The 18,473-nt window shown below is 72.9% G+C and carries 20 protein-coding genes and 3 pseudogenes; 12 read left to right on the top strand and 11 right to left on the bottom strand.

All coding sequences use genetic code 11. From position 1 onward, the window contains the following. Window positions 1-49: 49 nt before the first annotated feature. A pseudogene (locus tag IE257_RS17555) lies at window positions 50-277 on the top strand (putative glycolipid-binding domain-containing protein); the annotation flags it as partial. Between the two features lie 98 nt (window positions 278-375). Continuing rightward, a complete protein-coding gene (locus tag IE257_RS17550; RefSeq protein WP_229920450.1) occupies window positions 376-858 on the top strand; it encodes a YbaK/EbsC family protein in 483 nt (160 codons plus the stop codon). A 19-nt stretch (window positions 859-877) separates the two neighbouring features. On the opposite strand, the gene IE257_RS38380 is transcribed toward IE257_RS17550, so the two are convergent. Together IE257_RS38380 and IE257_RS38375 are read right to left on the bottom strand one after the other, a co-directional pair. Further along, window positions 878-1,321, bottom strand: coding sequence for a dioxygenase family protein (locus IE257_RS38380; protein WP_229920449.1), 444 nt, complete (start codon window positions 1,319-1,321; stop codon window positions 878-880). Beyond that, window positions 1,300-1,587, bottom strand: a complete 288-nt coding sequence (locus IE257_RS38375; protein ID WP_229920448.1) for a hypothetical protein — start codon at window positions 1,585-1,587, stop codon at window positions 1,300-1,302. The genes IE257_RS38380 and IE257_RS38375 overlap by 22 nt, the downstream gene beginning before the upstream one ends. Before the next feature lie 203 nt (window positions 1,588-1,790). On the opposite strand from IE257_RS38375, the gene IE257_RS17540 reads away from it, so the two are divergent. The 6 genes and pseudogenes from IE257_RS17540 to IE257_RS17515 form a co-directional block, all read left to right on the top strand. Beyond that, window positions 1,791-2,315 carry a VOC family protein gene (locus IE257_RS17540; RefSeq protein WP_189969640.1) on the top strand — a complete coding sequence of 175 codons (525 nt, stop codon included), beginning with the start codon at window positions 1,791-1,793 and terminating at the stop codon, window positions 2,313-2,315. Between the two features lie 95 nt (window positions 2,316-2,410). Then, the gene (locus IE257_RS17535) at window positions 2,411-2,869 is read left to right on the top strand and encodes a hypothetical protein (RefSeq protein ID WP_189969638.1); all 459 of its coding nucleotides are present in this window, start codon (window positions 2,411-2,413) and stop codon (window positions 2,867-2,869) included. After that, a complete protein-coding gene (locus IE257_RS17530) occupies window positions 2,866-3,579 on the top strand; it encodes an RICIN domain-containing protein (protein WP_189969636.1) in 714 nt (237 codons plus the stop codon). Before IE257_RS17535 ends, IE257_RS17530 begins: the two co-directional genes overlap by 4 nt. Window positions 3,580-3,879: 300 nt before the next feature. Beyond that, window positions 3,880-4,116, top strand: a complete 237-nt coding sequence (locus IE257_RS17525; RefSeq protein ID WP_189970229.1) for a hypothetical protein — start codon at window positions 3,880-3,882, stop codon at window positions 4,114-4,116. Window positions 4,117-4,868: 752 nt separating this feature from the next. Then, on the top strand, window positions 4,869-6,461 hold the full coding sequence (locus tag IE257_RS17520) for a S8 family peptidase (protein WP_189969634.1): 1,593 nt from the start codon (window positions 4,869-4,871) through the stop codon (window positions 6,459-6,461). Window positions 6,462-6,586: 125 nt separating this feature from the next. Next, window positions 6,587-6,898, top strand: a pseudogene (locus IE257_RS17515) (AraC family transcriptional regulator); the annotation flags it as partial. Between the two features lie 129 nt (window positions 6,899-7,027). Here the strand turns inward: IE257_RS17515 and IE257_RS17505 are convergent. Then, complete coding sequence (locus IE257_RS17505; RefSeq protein ID WP_189969632.1) at window positions 7,028-7,345, bottom strand: hypothetical protein; 318 nt, start codon at window positions 7,343-7,345, stop codon at window positions 7,028-7,030. 82 nt (window positions 7,346-7,427) lie between these two features. Next, window positions 7,428-7,991: a hypothetical protein gene (locus IE257_RS17500; protein ID WP_229920447.1), complete on the bottom strand. Its 564-nt coding sequence runs from the start codon at window positions 7,989-7,991 to the stop codon at window positions 7,428-7,430. Between the two features lie 204 nt (window positions 7,992-8,195). On the opposite strand from IE257_RS17500, the pseudogene IE257_RS17495 reads away from it, so the two are divergent. Continuing rightward, window positions 8,196-8,711, top strand: a pseudogene (locus IE257_RS17495) (SDR family NAD(P)-dependent oxidoreductase); the annotation flags it as partial. A gap of 130 nt (window positions 8,712-8,841) precedes the next feature. Continuing rightward, the gene (locus IE257_RS17490) at window positions 8,842-9,069 is read left to right on the top strand and encodes a hypothetical protein (protein WP_189969630.1); all 228 of its coding nucleotides are present in this window, start codon (window positions 8,842-8,844) and stop codon (window positions 9,067-9,069) included. A gap of 12 nt (window positions 9,070-9,081) precedes the next feature. Here the strand turns inward: IE257_RS17490 and IE257_RS17485 are convergent, their stop codons facing one another. The 3 genes from IE257_RS17485 to IE257_RS17475 form a co-directional block, all read right to left on the bottom strand. Next, window positions 9,082-10,122 (bottom strand): AraC family transcriptional regulator, encoded by a 1,041-nt coding sequence (locus IE257_RS17485; RefSeq protein ID WP_189969628.1) that lies wholly within the window; start codon window positions 10,120-10,122, stop codon window positions 9,082-9,084. A gap of 391 nt (window positions 10,123-10,513) precedes the next feature. Then, window positions 10,514-11,446, bottom strand: coding sequence for a hydroxymethylbilane synthase (gene hemC / locus IE257_RS17480; protein WP_189969626.1), 933 nt, complete (start codon window positions 11,444-11,446; stop codon window positions 10,514-10,516). 147 nt (window positions 11,447-11,593) lie between these two features. Beyond that, a complete protein-coding gene (locus IE257_RS17475) occupies window positions 11,594-12,007 on the bottom strand; it encodes a cytidine/deoxycytidylate deaminase family protein (protein WP_189969624.1) in 414 nt (137 codons plus the stop codon). A gap of 188 nt (window positions 12,008-12,195) precedes the next feature. On the opposite strand from IE257_RS17475, the gene IE257_RS17470 reads away from it, so the two are divergent. Together IE257_RS17470 and IE257_RS17465 are read left to right on the top strand one after the other, a co-directional pair. Next, on the top strand, window positions 12,196-13,440 hold the full coding sequence (locus tag IE257_RS17470; protein WP_189969622.1) for a PP2C family protein-serine/threonine phosphatase: 1,245 nt from the start codon (window positions 12,196-12,198) through the stop codon (window positions 13,438-13,440). Between the two features lie 79 nt (window positions 13,441-13,519). Continuing rightward, window positions 13,520-14,200: a M15 family metallopeptidase gene (locus IE257_RS17465; RefSeq protein WP_189969620.1), complete on the top strand. Its 681-nt coding sequence runs from the start codon at window positions 13,520-13,522 to the stop codon at window positions 14,198-14,200. Window positions 14,201-14,237: 37 nt separating this feature from the next. Here the strand turns inward: IE257_RS17465 and IE257_RS17460 are convergent, their stop codons facing one another. The 4 genes from IE257_RS17460 to IE257_RS17445 all read right to left on the bottom strand — a co-directional run bounded on the left by IE257_RS17460 (window position 14,238) and on the right by IE257_RS17445 (window position 18,460). Continuing rightward, window positions 14,238-15,461, bottom strand: coding sequence for a cytochrome P450 family protein (locus tag IE257_RS17460; RefSeq protein ID WP_189969618.1), 1,224 nt, complete (start codon window positions 15,459-15,461; stop codon window positions 14,238-14,240). Window positions 15,462-15,562: 101 nt separating this feature from the next. Further along, window positions 15,563-16,795: an FAD-dependent oxidoreductase gene (locus IE257_RS17455; RefSeq protein WP_189969617.1), complete on the bottom strand. Its 1,233-nt coding sequence runs from the start codon at window positions 16,793-16,795 to the stop codon at window positions 15,563-15,565. Window positions 16,796-16,903: 108 nt separating this feature from the next. Then, on the bottom strand, window positions 16,904-17,416 hold the full coding sequence (locus IE257_RS17450; RefSeq protein ID WP_229920446.1) for a hypothetical protein: 513 nt from the start codon (window positions 17,414-17,416) through the stop codon (window positions 16,904-16,906). A gap of 114 nt (window positions 17,417-17,530) precedes the next feature. Then, window positions 17,531-18,460, bottom strand: a complete 930-nt coding sequence (locus tag IE257_RS17445) for a ketopantoate reductase family protein (protein WP_189969615.1) — start codon at window positions 18,458-18,460, stop codon at window positions 17,531-17,533. Window positions 18,461-18,473: the final 13 nt, after the last annotated feature.

Raw genomic sequence — 18,473 nt, 5'->3', positions numbered from 1 at the left:
AGCGACCGCCCTAGGCTGTCTCCATGATCACCCACAGCCTCGTCCGGACCTGGGAAGTCCTCCCCGGCAGGGGGTACTCGACCCGCGCAACGACGGGGGCCGCTGGACCCTCGACGGTGCGCACCGCCCCGACCTCGACGGCGCTCTCGACTGCGACCTCGGGCTGTGCCCGCTCACGAACACCATGCCGGTGCTGCGCCGCGACCTGCACCGAACGCCCGGCGGAGGTCCGCACGAGTTCCTCATGGCCTGGGTCTCGGTACCCGACCTGGGGGTCAGCGCGAACCGGCAGACGTACACCCCGCTGGCGCACGACGGACCCGGCGCGCGCATCAGGTGCCGGCTCCCGACTGTCTCGCGGAACTCACCCCGCCCGTGGCCGAAGCGGTCCGCGGCTGGACGGGTGACGTGCCCGCCGAGCAGATCCTCCACGTGGACACCGACCCGGCGATCGCCGACACCGGTGCCTTCGTCGCGCACTACGGGCAGGAACTGCTCGGGCAGTCGGCGAACTGCGTGGTGGTGGCCGCCAAACGCGGCGGCGAGGTCACCCTCGCGGCCTGCCTCGTGCCCTCCGCCGGCCGGATCGACGTCAACGGCGCCGTTCGGCGCCACCTGGGCGCGCGCAAGGTGTCCTTCGCGCCGATGGAGACGGCCGTGGAGCTGACGGGCATGGAGTACGGGGGCATCACGCCGATCGGCCTGCCGGCCGATTGGCCGCTCCTGGTGGACGCGGCGGTCGCCGACATGCCGTACGTACTCGTCGGCAGCGGACGCCGCCGCGGCAAGTTCATTGCTCCCGGCAAGCTGTTCGCGGAGCTCCCGGGCGCCGAACTCATCGAGGGCCTCGCACTCTGACGTTCGAGCGACCCGCCGTTCAGGCGATCCCCACGGTGTACGCGGCGCGGTAGCCGTCGCCGTCGGGGACGGGCGCCAGCGTCATCGCGGCCCCGGAGGCGCGGTACCGGTCGTCACGGGCGTTGGGGTGCTTCGGCGCGCGGCGCTCGGCGTACGGAGGGCGCGCGTACACCTGCAGCAGGAGGGGCTCGGGGAAGAAGAACTGCGAGGTCGTCCCGGTCCGGCGGTCGGGACGCACCTTGAAGTGGATGTGCGGTGCGAGCCCGGCGTACCAGCCGGGCACGATCGTGCGGAAGGTACTGCGGCCGGAGCCGTCCGTGACCTGCGTGCCGCGCAGGAACGAGGCCCCGCCGGTCGAGTAGGCGCCCGAGGGGTCGGCGTGCCAGACGTCGACGGCGGCGTCCGCGACCGGCCGGCAGCCCGCCGACACCCGCACCACGGTCAGGTCCAGACGGAACGGCACGCCTTCGCGGCCTCCGTGATGTCCGACCGGACCCGGTCCAGGTCGAGGTAGTACGGGCCGGCGCCCGCCTTCACGGCGAGCACGCAGGCGGGGGTGCTGCCGCCGGGCGAGGGCGAGAGGGACGATGAGGACGCGGACGGCTGCCCCGCCGCCCCGAGGGTCCCGGCCGGGCCGGAGCAGGCCGCCGTCAGCGCCGCGACCCCGACCGACCCGGCGGCCAGCAGGAGCGCGCGGCGGCTGGTCGGGGAACTGCCGTTCTCGGTCATACGAATCTCTCCCGCGCGCTGAACGACCGCCGCACGGGACGCGACGGCCACCGACCGCGCCCACCGTGCCGGACGCGAGGCGTCCGGGCCATCACCGACACGTCACGGATCCGCGCCCCAAGTAGGACGGATGCTGACCTCATTGATGCCTACGGTGGTGATGTCACGCGAAGCGACAGGACAGAAGAGATGGGACGAGGCCGATGGACCACTTTGCCCCCGAGGGCTACACGAGCGTCGCGCCGTGGGTCGTCACCGACGACACGGGCGCGCTGCTCGACTTCATCACCGCGGCGTTCGACGGCGAGGAGATCGCACGGGTGTCGGTCGAGGACGGCAGCATCGGCCACGGCGAGATCCGGGTCGGCGACACGGTCGTGCTGGCCTTCGACCGGCGGCTCGACTGGCCGGCCACGCCGTCCATGCTGCGGGTCTACGTACCCGACGCGGACGCGGCGATGGCCGCCGCCGTCGCCCACGGAGCAAGGGTGGTCACCGAGGCGGACGACAGTGCGTGGGGCGACCGCGGGGGCCGGGTGAGGGACCCGTTCGGCAACATCTGGTGGGTGGTGAGCCGGGTCGAGGAGGTCGCGCCGGACGAGGCCTGGCGGCGCATGGCCGAGCCGAAGTACGCCGAGTCGATGCGGACGGCCCAGCGGACCCTCGACGCCGAACTCAGCGGCCGCGCCTCGGGCACGGCCAGCACTCCGCAGCGACCGACGCACTGAGGAGCGGCCGGGCCCGGCCCGTCCGGGGCTGTCGCAGCCGCGGCGGGCGGGGCTACCGTTGAGGCCGTGCCCGGAGGCGGCGAAGGGGGAGCAGCATGCTGGACGAGGCGATGGTCGCACTGGCGGCCTCGGTGGGATCGGGCGTCGTACAGGCCGCCGGGACGGACGCCTGGCAGGCGGTGCGGCACCGGCTGGCCCGGCTGCTCGGCCGCGGGGACCGGCAGCAGGAGAGCGCACAGCTGGAACGCCTGGACCGGACCGCGGCCGAACTGACGGCCGCCGGGCAGGAGGGCGACGCTCCGGAAGGCGGCGGGGACGAGGAGCGGACCCGGCACGGCGCGGCCTGGCGGACCCGTACCGAGGACCTGCTGGAGCAGTTGGACCCGGGCGAACGGGCCGCGGCCGCGGCGGAACTGCGGGCGCTGCTCGCCGAGGTCGCGCGGGCGACGGGCCCGGGCGCCGGGACGTCCGCGCAGAACGTGTTCCTCGGCCCGGCGGCGGTCCAGTCCGGGGACGGCAACGTCCAAGTGAACCGGTTCGACTCCCGCCGGTGACCGGGTCGGAGCGCGAGCCTGGGCCCGCCCCGGCCGACGGCCGCCGCGGGGACGCGTTCCACGGCCCGGCCGGGGTGCAGCGCGGCAGCGGGAACCTCCAGGTCAACATCCACGAGCACCGCGTCGGCATCCTGTCGGCCTGCGCGGTCGCCCTGGTGTGCGTGGCCACGGTGATCGCGGTCCGGGTGGGCGGCGACCAGGGAACCGGGGCCGCCGCCCCGCCCGCCGGGAGGACGGCCACGACCCCGGGCGCGGCCCGGGAGGATCCGTCGGCGCTCACGGGACACCTGGTCAACGACGGCAGCGGACTGTGCCTGCGGGCACCCGGCGCAGGCGAGGGCCTCGTACCGGTGCAGGACAACTGCACCGCCGATACCGACCGCACCTGGACGCTGGCCCCGCAGGACGGCGGCTCCACCCGCACGCTGCGCAATGCGCACAGCGGCATGTGCGTGGCCGTTGCGGGCGAGGAGAACCTCGCCCCCGTCCGCCAGTTCGCCTGCATCGCCGGGCAGCGCGGGCAGCGTTGGGAACTGCTGTGGGGGAAGGACACCCGGGCCGGACACTTCGTCCTGCGCAACGCCGGCAACGCCAAGTGCCTGCTGGTCCAGGGCCGTGAACAGGCCCTTCCGGCGGCGCAGAACTCATGCGGTGAGGAGTACGACGACCAGTGGTGGCACCTCGTGCCCCGGCAGGAGGGCTCGTCGTGACGCCCGCCGGATGTGCTGCCCGAGATGCCAAGCTCCGGATAGGGGACTAGCGTCTCTACATGAGAACCGCAACTGTGGGGAACGCACTCAGCCCGCAGTAGTGCGCCCGAGCACCACGCTTGAGGGATCGCGTGTCGGCCCGGAAGTCCGCAGCCCCACGGAGGCTGTGTTGACGGGGGATACGCGCACACGCATGCATGCGGTCGGCCACGCACCCGCGCTCGAAACCATTGCGCGAGAGGGCGCCCCCGAGCACGTCCCGAATGCGTGGCACGAGAACGGAAAAGAAGGGTTCGAACCATGCAAGCACTGAGAGTGAAGCGACTCTTCGCGGTGTCCGCCATCGGTGTTCTGATGGCAGGTGGCGCCGCTCTCGGAGCCGCAGGTACGGCTTCGGCAGCAGCCCCGACGCACGCGCCCACGTATGTCACCGGCGGCGGCTGGGACGATGACGACCACGGTTACGGCGGTCACGGCCACGGCTGGTACGACGACGATGACGACTGGGGCGGAGGCTACGGCCACGGCGACTGCTGATCGAAGCAGCTTCCGGCACGGACGAGTCGGCGCGCGGCATACGTGCGCCGGCCCTTCCGCGCTCTCCTGTGGCGGACCGGTCACGGTCCGCCACAGCTGTTCCCCGGCCGCCTGACGGAGGTCCGGGCACAAAAATTTCACAACTCGGCCCGTTCGGAGCCCCGTACGCCGACGGCACCCTTCCCGGGCCGCCGGGGCCGCCCGTCAGGGCCTGCTGCGGAACCGTCCGCCCGGTGGTTCCGTGGGTGGCACCGAGCCGGCGGCCCCGAAGGACAGGGTCGAAACCGGGAAGTCCGGTTTGGCGTGAACCCGTTCGGTCGGGGAGCGTGGTGGGGGTGTCCCCGCTACCGGGCCGATCGAGAACCTCCCAGGCGGCGGCAGTCCGCATCCGTGCCCCGCGAGGGTGAGCCGGTGCGGCCGCCGGTCGGCGCACCGCCGTCGGGTCCGGCGCGAAATCGAGGTCCCGGGTCCGTCGCTGTTCGGGCCATGCCCGCCGGGCGTCCGGGTGTCGGTGCGTCTGCCGTCCTCGGGGCCGGCCCGACCGGTCCGTGCCCGCGTCATGTGCGGTGCACCTTTGCGTAATCATGACTTGGGCATGGCAAGAATGTTACGCGCCCGTTGACCTCTTGTGGGTGAGCGGGGGGTGGGTCAACCTTTCGGGGGCGGCAGTCCGTCGGTCATCGCATTGTCAGGTGCATGACTACCGACCCGCCTCGTCCCCGCAGTGCAGCCCTATGAGGAGGACCCCCCACATGTCCGTGATGCGTCACACCCGCCGGAAGATCGCCGGCATCAGCGCGACCGCCGTCGTCGCGCTCGCGCTCGGCGCGGCCGCCGCCTTACCCGCCTCGGCCGCCGCCTTACCCGCCTCGGCTGCCGACACCGGCGCGCAGGGCGTCATCGAGAACGCCGGCGCCGCCGGGACCATCTCCGGCAGCTACATCGTGACCCTGAACGACACCGCGGCCCGCTCCACCGCCGACAGCGGCAAGGCCGTGGCGAAGCGCTACGGCGCGAAGATAGACAAGACCTACAGCGCCGCGCTCAACGGCTACTCCGTCGAGGTCTCCGAGGCGCAGGCCAAGAAGCTCGCCGCCGACCCGGCCGTCAAGTCCGTTGTGCAGAACCGTGTTTTCACCGTCGACGCGACCCAGCCCAACCCGCCGTCCTGGGGCCTGGACCGCATCGACCAGCGGGCGCTGCCGCTGAACCAGAGCTACACCTACCCGGACAAGGCCGGTGAGGGCGTCACCGCCTACATCATCGACACCGGTGTCCGCATCACCCACCAGGACTTCGGCGGTCGCGCCTCCTACGGCTACGACGCCATCGACAACGACAACACCGCGCAGGACGGCCACGGCCATGGCACGCACGTGGCCGGTACGGTCGGGGGCGGCGCGTACGGCGTGGCCAAGAAGGCGAAGATCGTCGGCGTCCGCGTCCTCGACAACAACGGCTCCGGTACGACGGCCCAGGTCGTCGCGGGCATCGACTGGGTGACGCGCAACGCCGTCAAGCCGGCCGTGGCCAACATGTCGCTCGGCGGCGGCGCGGACTCCGCGCTCGACGCGGCGGTGCGCAACTCCATCGCCTCCGGCATCACCTACGGCGTCGCCGCGGGCAACGAGTCGACCAACGCCTCGACCAAGTCCCCGGCCCGCGTGGCCGAGGCCATCACGGTCGGGGCCACCACGAACACGGACGCCAAGGCCAGCTACTCCAACTTCGGCACCGTCCTGGACATCTTCGCGCCGGGCTCCTCCATCACCTCCTCGTGGGGTACCGGCGACACCGCCACCAACACCATCTCCGGCACCTCCATGGCCACCCCGCACGTGGTCGGCGCGGCGGCCCTGTACCTGGCGCAGAACGCCTCCAGCACCCCGGCGCAGGTCCGTGACGCACTGGTGGCCGCCGCGACCCCGAACGTGGTGACCAGCCCCGGCACGGGCTCCCCGAACCTGCTGCTGTACGTCGGTGACGGCGGCACCGTCCCGCCCGGCAAGCGGTTCGAGAACGCGGCCGACTACGCGATCAACGACAACGCCACCGTCGAATCGCCCGTCACCGTCAGCGGTGTCGCCGGCAACGCCCCGGCGGCGCTGACCGTCGCGGTCGACATCAAGCACACGTACATCGGTGACCTCAAGGTGGACCTGGTCGCGCCCGACGGCACCGTCTACACCCTGCACAACCGCACCGGCGGCAGCGCGGACAACATCATCAAGACCTTCACCGTCAACGCCTCCGCGGAGGTGGCGAACGGCGTCTGGAAGCTCCGGGTGAACGACAACGCGAACGTCGACACCGGCAAGATCGACTCCTGGGCGCTGCAGTTCTGAGCGCAGGAACCGCGCATGACCTCTGAGCCGCGATGAACAGGCGGGGGCGACCACAGGGCGGTCGCCCCCGCTGCGTTGTCCGCGCACCGCGCAGGGTTCGTCGATGGCGGTGCTGCAATACATCCATGTACCTCGAAGAGCTCCGCACCCTGCTGGCGCGGCACGCCCGCTCCGACTGGAGCACCGCGATCGACGGAGTCCTGATCTCCAGGGTCGACCGGCCGGATCCACCGGCGCCCTCGATGTCCGGCACGGTCCTGGCGGTCATCGCCCAGGGAGCCAAACGGCTCGCTCTGGGCGACCGGGTCTACGAGTACGGCGCCGGGCAGTACCTGGTCGCATCCGTCGACCTGCCGGTCACCGCACAGTTCACGCGGGCCGACCCCGAACGACCGGCCCTCGGTTTCGGCCTCACGCTGGAACCGGGCGCCGTCGCAGGACCTGTACACCACGGAGCGCGACGTGGCCGAGACGGTGTGGCGCGCCGCTCACGACACGACCGGCCGGCTGCGGTTCCCGGCCGGCGCCGACGCGGTCCGGCTCGACCAGGCGAAGTGATCGAGCGATCAGGAAGCCGGCGCGGGCGGGCTCCAGCGGGCGTCCGCGGGCAGATTGCGGGGGACCGAGGCCGCCCCGCCCGCCCGTACGGCGTCCACCACGGCCTGGTGCAGGAGGCGGCTGAGCTCCTCGGAGTCGCAGGGCACCGGACTGCCGGTCACGGTGAACCAATCGGAGCCGCCGCTGTACTGCACGGCCACATGGGCCTCCGGGGCCGACCAGGTGGTGTGCACGGTCAGGTCCCCGCTGAGGATCCCCGCCTCGTCGGTGCTCACTCCGCCGCGTCCGGCGTATACCCCTGTCGTCGTCCACGAAGCCCAGGTCATGGCGCATCGCCCCTCACCGCGGAGTGCCTCTGATGCTTCCACGCTACGGCGCGACCGGGGTTCGCGCGCCCGCACGACCGGATCAGTGCCCCGCGGCCGCCTTCACCAGGGCGACCGCGGTCCCGATGGCCGCGTCCAGGGTCCCGGCCAGCAGGGCCAGGCCCGTACCGCCACCCATGCGGATACCGCCGTACCAGCCCCAGGAGAACAGCCCGGCGATGCTCACGCCGGCCGAGACCAGCAGGGCGGTGTCCACCGCCATCAGCCCGAGCGCCGCCGCGGCGATCAGGACCAGGGGCCCCACGGCGGACAGCAGCAGCGGGCTGCTGACCGACAGCATGCGGCGCAGCTCGTGGCCGGTGGCCAGGCGGCCGTGGACGACCCGGTGGGCCTGCTGGTCCGCGACCAGCGCGGCCAGCCACAGGCCCACCGCGGCGGTCAGTACGGTGGCGGCGGCGCCGGCGGCGCCGATGTGCTCGGAGCCCGCCAGCCCGATCACCACCGCGACCATGGTGATGGTCGCGTACAGGCGCTCCTTCAGCCGCGCGGTGGCGAACCGCGGATCGCGATCGAAGGCCTGCTCGTGGTCCGGTCCGGGGGCGGTGCCGCCGGGGGACCCGGCAGGGTGCGTCTCGTCGGGGGCCATGCGGTCCACCGTAGGGCCGACCGGTTGCTGTGCTCCGCAGGTGTGCGGGCAGCGCGCCGCCCGCTCTGCGCCGGGTGAGGAAACGGCTGCCGCGGGGAACCGGTGACCAGGACGGCAACGACCCGGCAGCCGCTCGGCGGCAGACGAGGCAGGTATCGGCGTGCTCATCGACCTCTCCGGCAGGACGGCCCTGGTCACCGGATCGGATCGGCACCGGCGCTGGAGATCGAGGACGACGAATGGCGGCGGTACTTCGAGACGAACGTGCTCACCGCGGTCCGGATGACACGGCACTACCTGCCCGGCATGGTGGAGCGCTCCTGGGGCCGCGTCCAGAACATCGCCAGCGATTCGGCAGTGGTCATCCCCGCCGAGATGATCCACTACGGGATGTCCAAGACCGCACTGCCGGCGGTGTCCCGGGGCTTCGCCAAGGAAGCGGCCGGCACGGGTGTGACCGTCAACTCCGTCATCGCGGGCCCCACGCACACCGGCGGCGTCGAGGACTTCGTCTACGAGCTGGTCGCCCCGGGCCTGCCCTGGGAGGAGGCACAGCGGGCGTTCATGCGCGAGCACCGGCCCCAGTCGCTGATCCAACGGCTGATCGAGCCGGAAGAGATCGCCCACATGGTGGTCTACCTGGCCTCGCCGTACGCCTCGGCGACCACGGGCGGAGCGCTGCGGGTCGACGGGGGGTACGTGGACTCCATCCTTCCCTAGGGAGTCGGGCCGCCCCGACTTCGCCGCGCACTGGGCCCGCAACCTGGAGGCCGAGTACGGCCCCCTCGGCGATCCGCTCTGAGCTGCCCGTACCGGTGACCTCGCGGGCGCGTCCGGTGTTGGTACGGGCATGGACGACGTACTGGACGTACTGGACGTGCTGCTCGACGGCGTGACGGAACAGCGGTGGAAGCTGATCAGCGGTGACGAGGCGCGGGCCCTGATGGTGCTCCTCGGGTTGCTCGAAAGCGACGAGCAGCCCGAGGAGGTCCGCAGGGCCGCGGGGGAGATGCGGTTCCGCATCGCGTCCCGCCTCGGCAGACCGGCCGACACCGGCGCCCGGCCCGCACCGTGGTAGCGCGCACCGGGGTCAGTCGGCAGGCCGGCCGGCGCGGCGCAGGGCGGCGGGCGTGGTCCCGTACCAGCGCTGCACCGCCCGGCGCAGGGCGCGCGCGTCGGCGTAGCCGCTCCGGGCGGCGACCGCCTCGATGCTGAGGTCGGTGCTGTGGAGCAGCCGTGTGATGTGATCCCGGCGCGCGGTTTCGACCTCGTTGCTCCACGTGGTGTCGTGTTCGTCGAGGCGGCGCTGGAGGGTTCGCGTACTGACGGCCATCCGGCGAGCCACCGCGGGCAGCGTCGGAACGGTCTCGTCGTGGACGGAGGCCAGAGCGGTCCGGAAGAGGTCCAGCCAGTTGTGCAGCGGGATCGCGGTGGCGAGGGTCTGTTCGGCGTGCCTGCGCAGCACCGTCGACAGGCCGGGCTGCGCGTGGGGTGTCGGCGCCGTCAGGTCGGCGGCGAGGAAGGTGATGGAGCTGCTCGGGGCCTCGAAGTCGATGGCGCGGGTGCCGTACAGCTCGATCAGGGCCTCGTGCCGCGGGGGCGCCTTCGCCGCGAGGGTGACGCGCAGCGGAACGAGCCGGCGCCGTGCGGCATCGCTGAGCCGCCGCTGGTACAGCCCGAGCGCGTAGGCGCGGATGGCGCAGGCCGCCTCGTAGGCCAGATCGGCCTCGTTGACATGGCTGATGACGACCTGTTCGCCGTCCTCGGCGATCCGCATGGTGTCCGTGCTGCTGTCGGCGACGATGGCGATGTAGGCGGCGGCGTCCCGGATTCCCTCGAGCGGAGTGGGCGCGGAGGTGATCAGGTAGTCCCAGACCCCGAGGGCGCCGATCGTGGACTGCTCCGTCAACTGCCGGGCCAGCTCCGTCCAGGGAGCGTGAACGGTCGTCAGTTCCGCGATGCGGATGCCCGTGGCGGCGGGGGTTCGGCACAGGTCGTCGTTGAGGTGCTCGGGCGCCAGACCCAGCAGGTGCGCGTAACCGTGCGCGGGTATGCCGAACCGGCGCGCCGCGTCGACGCTCAGTCGGGTGAGGGCGGAGGACGTAGTCCCCTGGTGTGCGTGCGAGATCACAGGGGCTGAGCATAGACCAGCGTGAATGACCAGCTCAGCCGCGCGCCTTGGCGCCGGATGTCCCCAACTCGGCGTGCGGAGTCCCCCGGTGGCGCGCACGGTCCCCTGGCTGGCGCGAGCTGCCCCGGGCCGGGCGGTTTGCGTGGCCCTAGCGTGGTGATCGTTCTCGCCGGGCGCGTCGCACCGCCGCACGGCTCCGCACCGCGCCCACCGAGGAGTTCCCATGGAGCTGACCCGACACGATTTCGCTCTGGCCGCTCTGGCCGCTCTGGTCCGCGCGGCCGGGTAGCGAGGGCCTCGCCGAACGCACTGCCCTGGACGGGGGTCCGGGCAGTGCGGGGGGTCGAGGCACCGGGTCGGCCGGGACGCACTGACCCGCACGGGGGTGGGGTCAGTGCGGAATGCTGTCGATCAGCTCTCGGGCACCCTGCCGGAGGAGGGCGACGGCAACGGAGGTACCGAGGGTGGCCGGGTCGAGGCGGCCCGCCCACTCGTGGGCGTTCAGGACGTCCTTGCCGTCCGGTGAGAACACGCAGGCGCGCAGGGACAGATCCCCTCCGCGTTCCGCCCGTGCGTACCCCGCGATCGGGCTGTTGCAGTGTCCCTGGAGGACGTGGAGGAGCATGCGCTCGGCGATCGTCTCCCGGTGCGTGTCGGGGTGACCGAGGGCGCTGACGGTTTCGATGAGCGCGGCGTCGTCCTCGCGGCACTGGAGCGCGAGGACCCCGGCGCCGATGGGCGGCATCAGGGTGTCCACCGGGATGATCTCCGTGATGACGTCCGCGCGGTCGATGCGGTGGAGACCGGCGACGGCCAGCAGGAGGGCGTCCGCCTCACCGGCGGCGAGCTTCTCCAGCCGCCTGTTGGCGTTGCCGCGCATCGGTACGCACTCCAGGTGCGGGTGGGCGGCGGCGAGCTGGGCGACCCGGCGCACGGAAGAGGTCCCGATCCTGGTGCCGGGCGGGAGCCGGTCGAGCGTGAGCCCCTCCGGGTGGATCAGGGCGTCGCGGATGTCGTCGCGTTCCAGGAACGCGGCGAAGACGGTCCCGGCGGGCAGCGGGCGGTCGGCCGGGACGTCCTTGACGCAGTGCACGGCGAGGTCGGCCTCCCCGGCGAGGATCGCTGCGTCGACCTCCTTGGTGAACGCGCCCTTGCCCTCCACCTGGGAGAGGTCTCCCATCCACATGTCTCCGGTGGTCTTGACCGGTAGGACGGTGGTCTCGATCCCGGGGCGGAGCGCGGCGAGTTCGGCGCGGACGCGCTCCACCTGGGCGAGGGCCATCGGCGAGTCGCGGGAGACGATGCGGATCAGATCAGCGGGCATGCGGGCACGATACGCCCTCGCGGCTCGGCGGCGGGCATCCGCACCGCTCGTCCATCACCCGCGCGAACCAAGGGAGTTGGGGACTCGCGAGGTTGTTCGAAGGGGCCGTCGCGCGCAGCCCCCTCGGCCCGTGGCAGGAACCGCCGCCTATTCGCCGGCGAGTTGGTGGTCGGCCCAGACGTAACTCTCGGGAAGCAGGTCGGCGACCGGGACGCTGCGGACGCGATCGCCCGCACCGACGATGACCCTGAGGGCGGGGAAATAGTCCAGAAGGACCTGACGGCACCGCCCGCACGGGGGCACGACCCCCCGGTCGCGGTCGCCCACGGCGACGATCGTGTCCAGTGCGTGGACGCCCTGGGCGGCTGCCGCGCCGATGAGGACGAGCTCGGCGCAGGGGCCTCCCGTGAAGTGGTAGGCGTTCACCGCGGTGACGATCCGGCCGTCGTGGGCGCGGGCGGCCGCCGCCATGGTGTGGTTCTCGCTCCGGCCGAGCGTGCGGGCGACGCGCGCCGCGGCTTCGACGAGCTCGTGGTCGACCGGATGGGGATGTGTGGTCATCTTCTCTGCTTCCGTGCGGTGTCGGTCGACGGTGGCCCGAGCGACGATGGGGGTGCAAGCGAATATCGGCCGCGGGCCGCCCCTCGACGACGGCCCGCGCCCCGGGCACGGTGGCGCGCCGGGTGCGTGCCTGTGACCGGTGGTCCCACTGGAACGGCTGCTTCGGAGGTCCGGGGCGAGGAGGTCTGTTGCCGCAGCGTGACGGGAGGTCCACCGGGCCTGCCGGTGGGGATGAGGGGCTGACGGCGCGTGTCCGGGCGACCGAGGCCGCCGTCGAGCAGATCGGCACGACCCTCGACGCGGTGACCACCTGCGAGGAGCTGGCCGGTTTCCTGTTCCGGAACGTGTGCGACGCGGTCGCCGTGGACCTCCTGGACGAGGACGGCGGATCGCTCCGCGTGGCGACGGCCGGAGCCGTGGGACTCCTGGCGGCGGGGAGCGACGCGGCGACCTCCGTACGGGCGGACGACGGCGGGCACCCGCCGTCCGAGTGGGTGACGGTCGCCGGCGGCGTCCCGGTCCACGTCCTGTCCGTTCCGCTGCCGGACCGGCACCGGGCCCGCGGCCTGCTGACCGCCGTACGGGCCCGGACCGCGTTCGGTGACCACGAGGCTGCCACCGTGCACTTCGCGGCCCGGCTGGCGGCGGTGCACCTCGGGCACGCGCGGCAGCTGGCCGCCACCGAGGACACCGTGTCGCACCTGCAGCGGGCGCTCGTGGCGGAACCGGGCCGGCCGCACCCCAACCTGGAGATGGCCAGCCGCTACCTGCCGGCCGGCCCCCGGGCCCTGGTGGGCGGCGACTGGTTCGAGACGGTCCGCCTCCACTACGGCCGTACCCTCCTCGTGGTCGGCGACGTGATGGGCCACGGGCTCGACGCGGCGGTGGACATGAACGCCTACCGCTCCACCCTGCGGGACGTGGCGTCCACGCACCTCGCCCCGCACCGCGTACTGCGCCAGCTCGACGCCCTGGCCGCCGGCGACGCGGGCCGCCGGCCCGCGACCTGCCTGCTCGTACGGGTCGATCCGGCACGCGGCGTGGCGATGTTCGCCAGCGCCGGCCATCTGCCTCCGGCGGTCTTCGGGGCCGACGGCTCGGCCACCCTGGTCGACGTTCCGGTCGGCCCGCCGCTGGGCACCGGGGTCGGTGGCTACGAGGCCGTCACGCGCGCCGTCACCCCGCAGGAGACCCTGCTGATGTTCACCGACGGGCTCGTGGAACGCCGGGGCGAGGACATCGACGTCTCGCTGGCCAGGCTGGCGGGAGTGCGCCTGCCGCCGGGGGCCGGCGTGAACGCGGTGGTGGACGCCGTGGTGGCGGGCCTCGACGCCGACCACGCGGAGGACGACGTCGCCGTACTCGCCGCCCGGGCCCGTCCCCGTCCGCCCACGGACCCTGCGGGCCCCGCGGCCGTCGTCGGGCCCGCCTGAAGCCGGTCCCGCCCCAGGTCAGGCCGTCCCGGAGGGCATCCGGCATGCCCGGAGGGCGCGGCGTGCCTACGGTGGAACGGTGAGCCATCGCCTCGCCTGCGCAGCCCTGGCAGCCACCCTGTGCGCGACCGCGCTGTCATGTACAGCGGCGAGGTCCGAATCCCGCTTCCAGGTGGTGCCCGAGCCCGCGGTGAAGACGCTCGCCGCGCACGTCACGGCCGTTCCCCCGGAGAAGCTGGGCGCCACCTACCAACGGGGCTGCCCGGTGCCACCGGAGCGGCTCAGGCTCGTGTCGATGAACCACTGGGGTTTCGACGGCACGGTGCACCGGGGCGAGCTGGTCGTCCACGAGGAGGTCGTGGACCCCGTGCTGCGGGTCTTCGGCACGGCCTTCGCCGCCCGCTTCCCGATCCGCCGCATGCAGGTGGCCGCCGAGTACGGCGGCAGCGACACCGCGGCGATGGCCGACGACAACACCTCCGCCTTCAACTGCCGACCGGTCACCGGCGACCCGGGCCGGCTGTCCCGGCACGCGTGGGGCGACGCCATCGACATCAACCCGGTCGAGAACCCGTACGTCGACGTCCGGGGCACCAGCCATCCCCCGAACGGCCGCTCCTACCTCGACCGCGGACGCGCCCGCCCCGGGATGATCATCTCGGAAGGCGCGGTGACCAGGGCCTTCCGGGAGGCCGGCTGGTACTGGGGCGGCCGCTGGAGCCCACCCGATTACCAGCACTTCTCCGCGGAGGGCGGCTGACGCGGGCCCGGACGGACGGGGCCGCGCCGTGCGGCGCTCAGCCGCCCGGGGTGAAGGTCACCGGCAGGCTCTCCGGACCGCGCAGCCCGCCGGGGCGCCAGCGGATCCCGTCCGGCGGTGCTGCGAGGGCGAGCCCGGGGAGCCGGCGCAGGGCCGTACCGATGGCGATCTGGCCCTCCAGCCGGGCCAGCGGAGCTCCCAGGCAGTAGTGGATGCCGTGCCCGAACGCGAGGTGTGCATTGTCCTGCCGGGTGATGTCCAGGCGGTCCGGGTCGGGGAACCGGGCGGGATCGCGGTCGGCGACGGCCGAACCGATCAGCACGGTCGCGCCGCGCGGTACGGTCACGCCGGCGATCTCGACGTCCTCGCGCGCGAACCGTGCGATACCCGGGCTGACCGGGCCGTCGTAGCGCAGGAACTCCTCGATCGCGCCCGGCAGCAGGCCGGGATCGGAACGCAGCAGGTCCAGCTGGCCGGGCTCGGCGAGCAGCATGGCGATGCCCCCGCCGATCAGGTTGACCGTGGTGATGTAGCCCGCCGCCAGCAGCAGGAACACCATGGCGACCAGCTCGTCCTCGCTCAGCCGCTGCTCCTGGTCCCGGGCCGTGACGAGGCCGCTGAGGAGGTCGTCACCGGGGCGCGCCCGTTTGGCGTGGATCAGCCCGGTCACATAGGCGCGCATGTGCTGCCACGCCTCGTTGACCACGGCGGGATCCGGCGGCTCCGCACCCCGCCTGATCATGCGGTCTGTCCAGTCCTGGAACTCGTGACGGTCGTCCACCGGCACCCCGAGGAGTTCGCTGATCACCGTGACCGGCAGCGGTAGCGCGAAGTCCGCCACGAGGTCGGCGCGGCCGGCCGGGGCGATGCCGTCCAGCAGCCGGTCGGTGATGCTCTGGATCCGCGGCCGCATCCCGGCCACGCGGCGGGCGGTGAACGCCTTGGAGACCAGGCGGCGCAGCCGGGTGTGGTCGGGCGGATCGCTGCGGAGCATGTTGCTCAGCATCGACTCGCGTTCCGTTTCGGGCAGTTGCCGCAGGAGCCGGGCGTCCGAGGCATCGCGTACGTCGCTGCTCAGGCGGGTGTCGGACAGGGCCGCCAGTCCGTCCTCGTAGCGGGTGACGAGCCAGGCGTCCAGGTCGCCCGCGATGACGACGCGGCGCACGGGGCCGTCCTCGCGCAGTTGCCGGTACAGGGGGAACGGGTCCGCGACGAAGGCCGGGTCGGCGTAGGGAAGAAGGGCCGGCGGCTGCTCGCTCATGGTGCCTCCCGAAGCACGTCGTCCTCGCTCTGCAGAGTGAGGTTATATGCCCAACCCTCCCGATACGTCGCTTTCAGGCCATGCCTGTCGCTGCGGCGAGGTCAGCGGAGCGATTCCTTCGGGGGCCGCTCACGCAGGGCCCCGTAGGCGAGGAAGTAGGCGGGCAGCCGGTTCAGCCAACGCGACTCGGTGATCAGCTCGGTCAGCCGCTTGGCCCGCCGGGGGGCGCCGAACGCGACGCGACCGGCCAGCAGCGGCTCGATGACCTGGGTGTGGGCGACACGCTGGAGAGCCTGGGTCGCCACCGTCGTGGGCATGCGACGCTGCTGCACCCGGCGTACGTCATGCAGGCCCACGGTGCCCTCGCGCAACGGACCCACGAGGTGGCGGGCCGCGGCCACCGCGTCCTGCACGGCGAGGTTGATGCCGATACCGAAGACGGGCGACATCGCATGGGCCGCGTCGCCGATGCACAGCAGCCCCGGACGGTGCCAGCGGCGCAGCCGGTCGAGCCGTACGTCGAGCAGCTTGACCTCGTCCCAGGAGGTGACGGCGTCGGCCCGGTCGGCGAGCCACGGGACGGCTTCCGTGAACCGGTCCATGAACGGCTCCAGGCCCTCGGCGCGGCGCTGCGCATCGGAACCCTTGGGAATGAGCGCCGCGCACTGCCAGTAGTCGCCGCGGTCGATGAGCGCGAGGAACAACCGGTCCCCGATGCCCCCGACGAGCCCGCTGGGATCCTCCTCCCGGCGCGGTACCCGGAACCACCAGGCGTCCATGGGACACGGGAATTCCTCCAGCCCGAGCTCGGGAAGGGCCCGGGCCAGCGAGCCGCGTCCGTCGCAGGCCACGGTCAGCGAGGCCCTGAGCTCGCCGGTGTCACCGTCGGCCGTGCGGTAGCGCACGCCCGTGACCCTGCCGTTCTCGACGAGGAAGGACGTGGCCCCGGTGTTCATCCGCAGCCGGAAGGAGGGCTCCCGGCGTGCTTCGTCGGCGAGCAGGTCGAGCAGGTCCCACTGCGGCACCATCGCGATGTAGTTGTACTTCCCGTGCAGCGCCCCGATGTTCCCGACGGTGACGAGGGACCGGTCGGGCCCGATGGGCAGCTGTACCGAGGTGACCCGTCGCTGCGGCAGCCGGGCGAACCGGTCGGCCAGGCCGATCGAGTCCAGCAGCGACAGGGTGGACGGGTGCACGGTGTCGCCGCGGAAGTCGCGCAGGAAGTCGCCGTGCTTCTCCAGCACGGTCACCTCGACCCCGGCCCGGGCCAGCAACAGGGCCAGCACCATCCCCGCGGGCCCTCCTCCCACCACACAACAGGTGGTTCGTTCCACGGCAACCGCTCCCTTCGCAGGCATCGGGCAAGCCCCGCAGGACGTATACCCCACCTACACCGCCGACGCGCGTGACGGTGCCCGCGGCCGGGCCGGCGCGGAGAGGATTCAGTAGCGCAGGGCGGTGCCGGTCCCGGCCGTCACCGTGCCGGAGAGCTTGTGCGTGCTGCGGGCCGTGCCCTGGCCGGTGCCCTTTCCGGCGACGTCCGTGATCGTGACCACCGCCGTGTCGATGAGATGGCCCGACTCGTCCTTGAACTCGACCTGCACTGCGAAGGACTTCGTCGCGTCGTCGGTGTTCTGTACGGTCACGGGCACCGTCGTGTACCCGTCCGCGCCGGTAGCCACCGGGCCCAGGGTCACCTGGCCCTTGGCGTCGACCCCGTCCTTCACCTCGGCGAGCTTGCCCTGCGCGACCGCAGCCGCCGACTCGGCGGCCCGCTTGGCCTCGGCCGCGGCCGAGGAGACCGCCTCGCCCGCCGACTTCACCGCCGACGCGGCGCTCGACACGGCCTCTGACGGGGTGCCTTCGCCGTCCGAGCAGCCCGCGGCGCCGAGCGCCACCAGCGAGAGCGCCACCGCACCTGCCGCACCACGCATCCACGCGAGCGCCGTCACCATGCCTCCACGGGTGTTCGGAACCTCCGGACTCCCAGTCAAGAGGCGCCCCGGCCCGGATGCCCGGTGGACCGGGCATCCGGGTGAGGCGTACGGCGCCTCCGCGCGGCCACGGCCTCAGGCGCCTGCCGCGGCGAGCCGGTGCTCGTGCACACGCAGCTGCAGGGCGGCGAGGTCCAGCAGGGGAGTGGCCACGCCCAGCGCGCGGGCGCGGACCGTGAGGTCGGTCAGGACGTGGTCGGCCTCCGTCGGCGCTCCCGCGACGAGGTCGCGGTACAGGGATGGAGTGAGCTGTGAGCCGGGGGCGATGACGGTCGAGGTGGTGAAGTCGAGCTCGGCGGCGGTCAACGGATGTCCCGCGGCCTCCGCCACCGCGGTCGTCTCGGCGATCAGGGCCGCCGCCAGATCGGGCCCGCCGGCAACGGCGTTCACCTCTCCGACCGTGCCGCGCATCAGGCAGGTCAGGGCGACGAGGGTGGAGATGAAGGCCCACTTGTGCCACATGGCGGCGACGATGTCCTCGGTCGCCGGCGAGTCGATGCCCGCCTCGGCCAGGACGGTACGGATCGAGTCCACGCGGGCCGACGGACGGGCGTCGAGCTCACCGGTCAGGATCACCGCGGGCGGCGCCATGCGGAGGATGTCGCCGTCCGCGTCGAGGGTGGTGACCACCTTCGCGACACCACCGAGGACCGCGTCGGCCCCGAGGCGCGCGACGAGCGCGTCGAGGTGGGCCACGCCATTGAGCAGCGGCACGACGGCGGTGTCCGGGCCGACGGCGGGTTCGATGTCCGCCAGGGCCGTGTGCAGGGCGGTCGACTTCACGGAGAGCAGGACCAGGTCGTACGGTCCGTCCACCGCGCCTGCCGTCACCAGGCGCGGTGTGAGGTGGAGCTGCTCTCCCTGCCCCGCCACGCGCAGGCCGCGCGCTTCGAGGGCCTTCGCGCGGGTCGGCCGGACCAAAAAGGAGACGTCCTGGCCCGCGTTCGCGAGCCGGGCGCCGAAGAAGCCGCCGACGGCGCCGGCGCCGACCGTGAGGATCCTCATGGGTTGCTTGCCT

The organism is Streptomyces avidinii, from assembly GCF_014650695.1.
Lineage (GTDB): Bacteria > Actinomycetota > Actinomycetes > Streptomycetales > Streptomycetaceae > Streptomyces > Streptomyces avidinii.
Note: the sequence above shows the minus strand (reverse complement) of the source record. Positions and strands in the feature narration are given on the sequence as shown.

Coding starts and splice junctions, on each gene's coding strand:
- IE257_RS17445 (WP_189969615.1), bottom strand. CDS start 18,460: ATGAGGATCCTCACGGTCGGCGCCGGCGCCGTCGGCGGCTTCTTCGGC.
- IE257_RS17505 (WP_189969632.1), bottom strand. CDS start 7,345: ATGACCTGGGCTTCGTGGACGACGACAGGGGTATACGCCGGACGCGGC.
- IE257_RS17520 (WP_189969634.1), top strand. CDS start 4,869: ATGTCCGTGATGCGTCACACCCGCCGGAAGATCGCCGGCATCAGCGCG.
- IE257_RS17490 (WP_189969630.1), top strand. CDS start 8,842: ATGGACGACGTACTGGACGTACTGGACGTGCTGCTCGACGGCGTGACG.
- IE257_RS17540 (WP_189969640.1), top strand. CDS start 1,791: ATGGACCACTTTGCCCCCGAGGGCTACACGAGCGTCGCGCCGTGGGTC.
- IE257_RS17500 (WP_229920447.1), bottom strand. CDS start 7,991: ATGGCCCCCGACGAGACGCACCCTGCCGGGTCCCCCGGCGGCACCGCC.
- IE257_RS17525 (WP_189970229.1), top strand. CDS start 3,880: ATGCAAGCACTGAGAGTGAAGCGACTCTTCGCGGTGTCCGCCATCGGT.
- hemC (WP_189969626.1), bottom strand. CDS start 11,446: ATGCCCGCTGATCTGATCCGCATCGTCTCCCGCGACTCGCCGATGGCC.
- IE257_RS17475 (WP_189969624.1), bottom strand. CDS start 12,007: ATGACCACACATCCCCATCCGGTCGACCACGAGCTCGTCGAAGCCGCG.
- IE257_RS38375 (WP_229920448.1), bottom strand. CDS start 1,587: ATGACCGAGAACGGCAGTTCCCCGACCAGCCGCCGCGCGCTCCTGCTG.
- IE257_RS17535 (WP_189969638.1), top strand. CDS start 2,411: ATGCTGGACGAGGCGATGGTCGCACTGGCGGCCTCGGTGGGATCGGGC.
- IE257_RS17460 (WP_189969618.1), bottom strand. CDS start 15,461: ATGAGCGAGCAGCCGCCGGCCCTTCTTCCCTACGCCGACCCGGCCTTC.
- IE257_RS17450 (WP_229920446.1), bottom strand. CDS start 17,416: ATGGTGACGGCGCTCGCGTGGATGCGTGGTGCGGCAGGTGCGGTGGCG.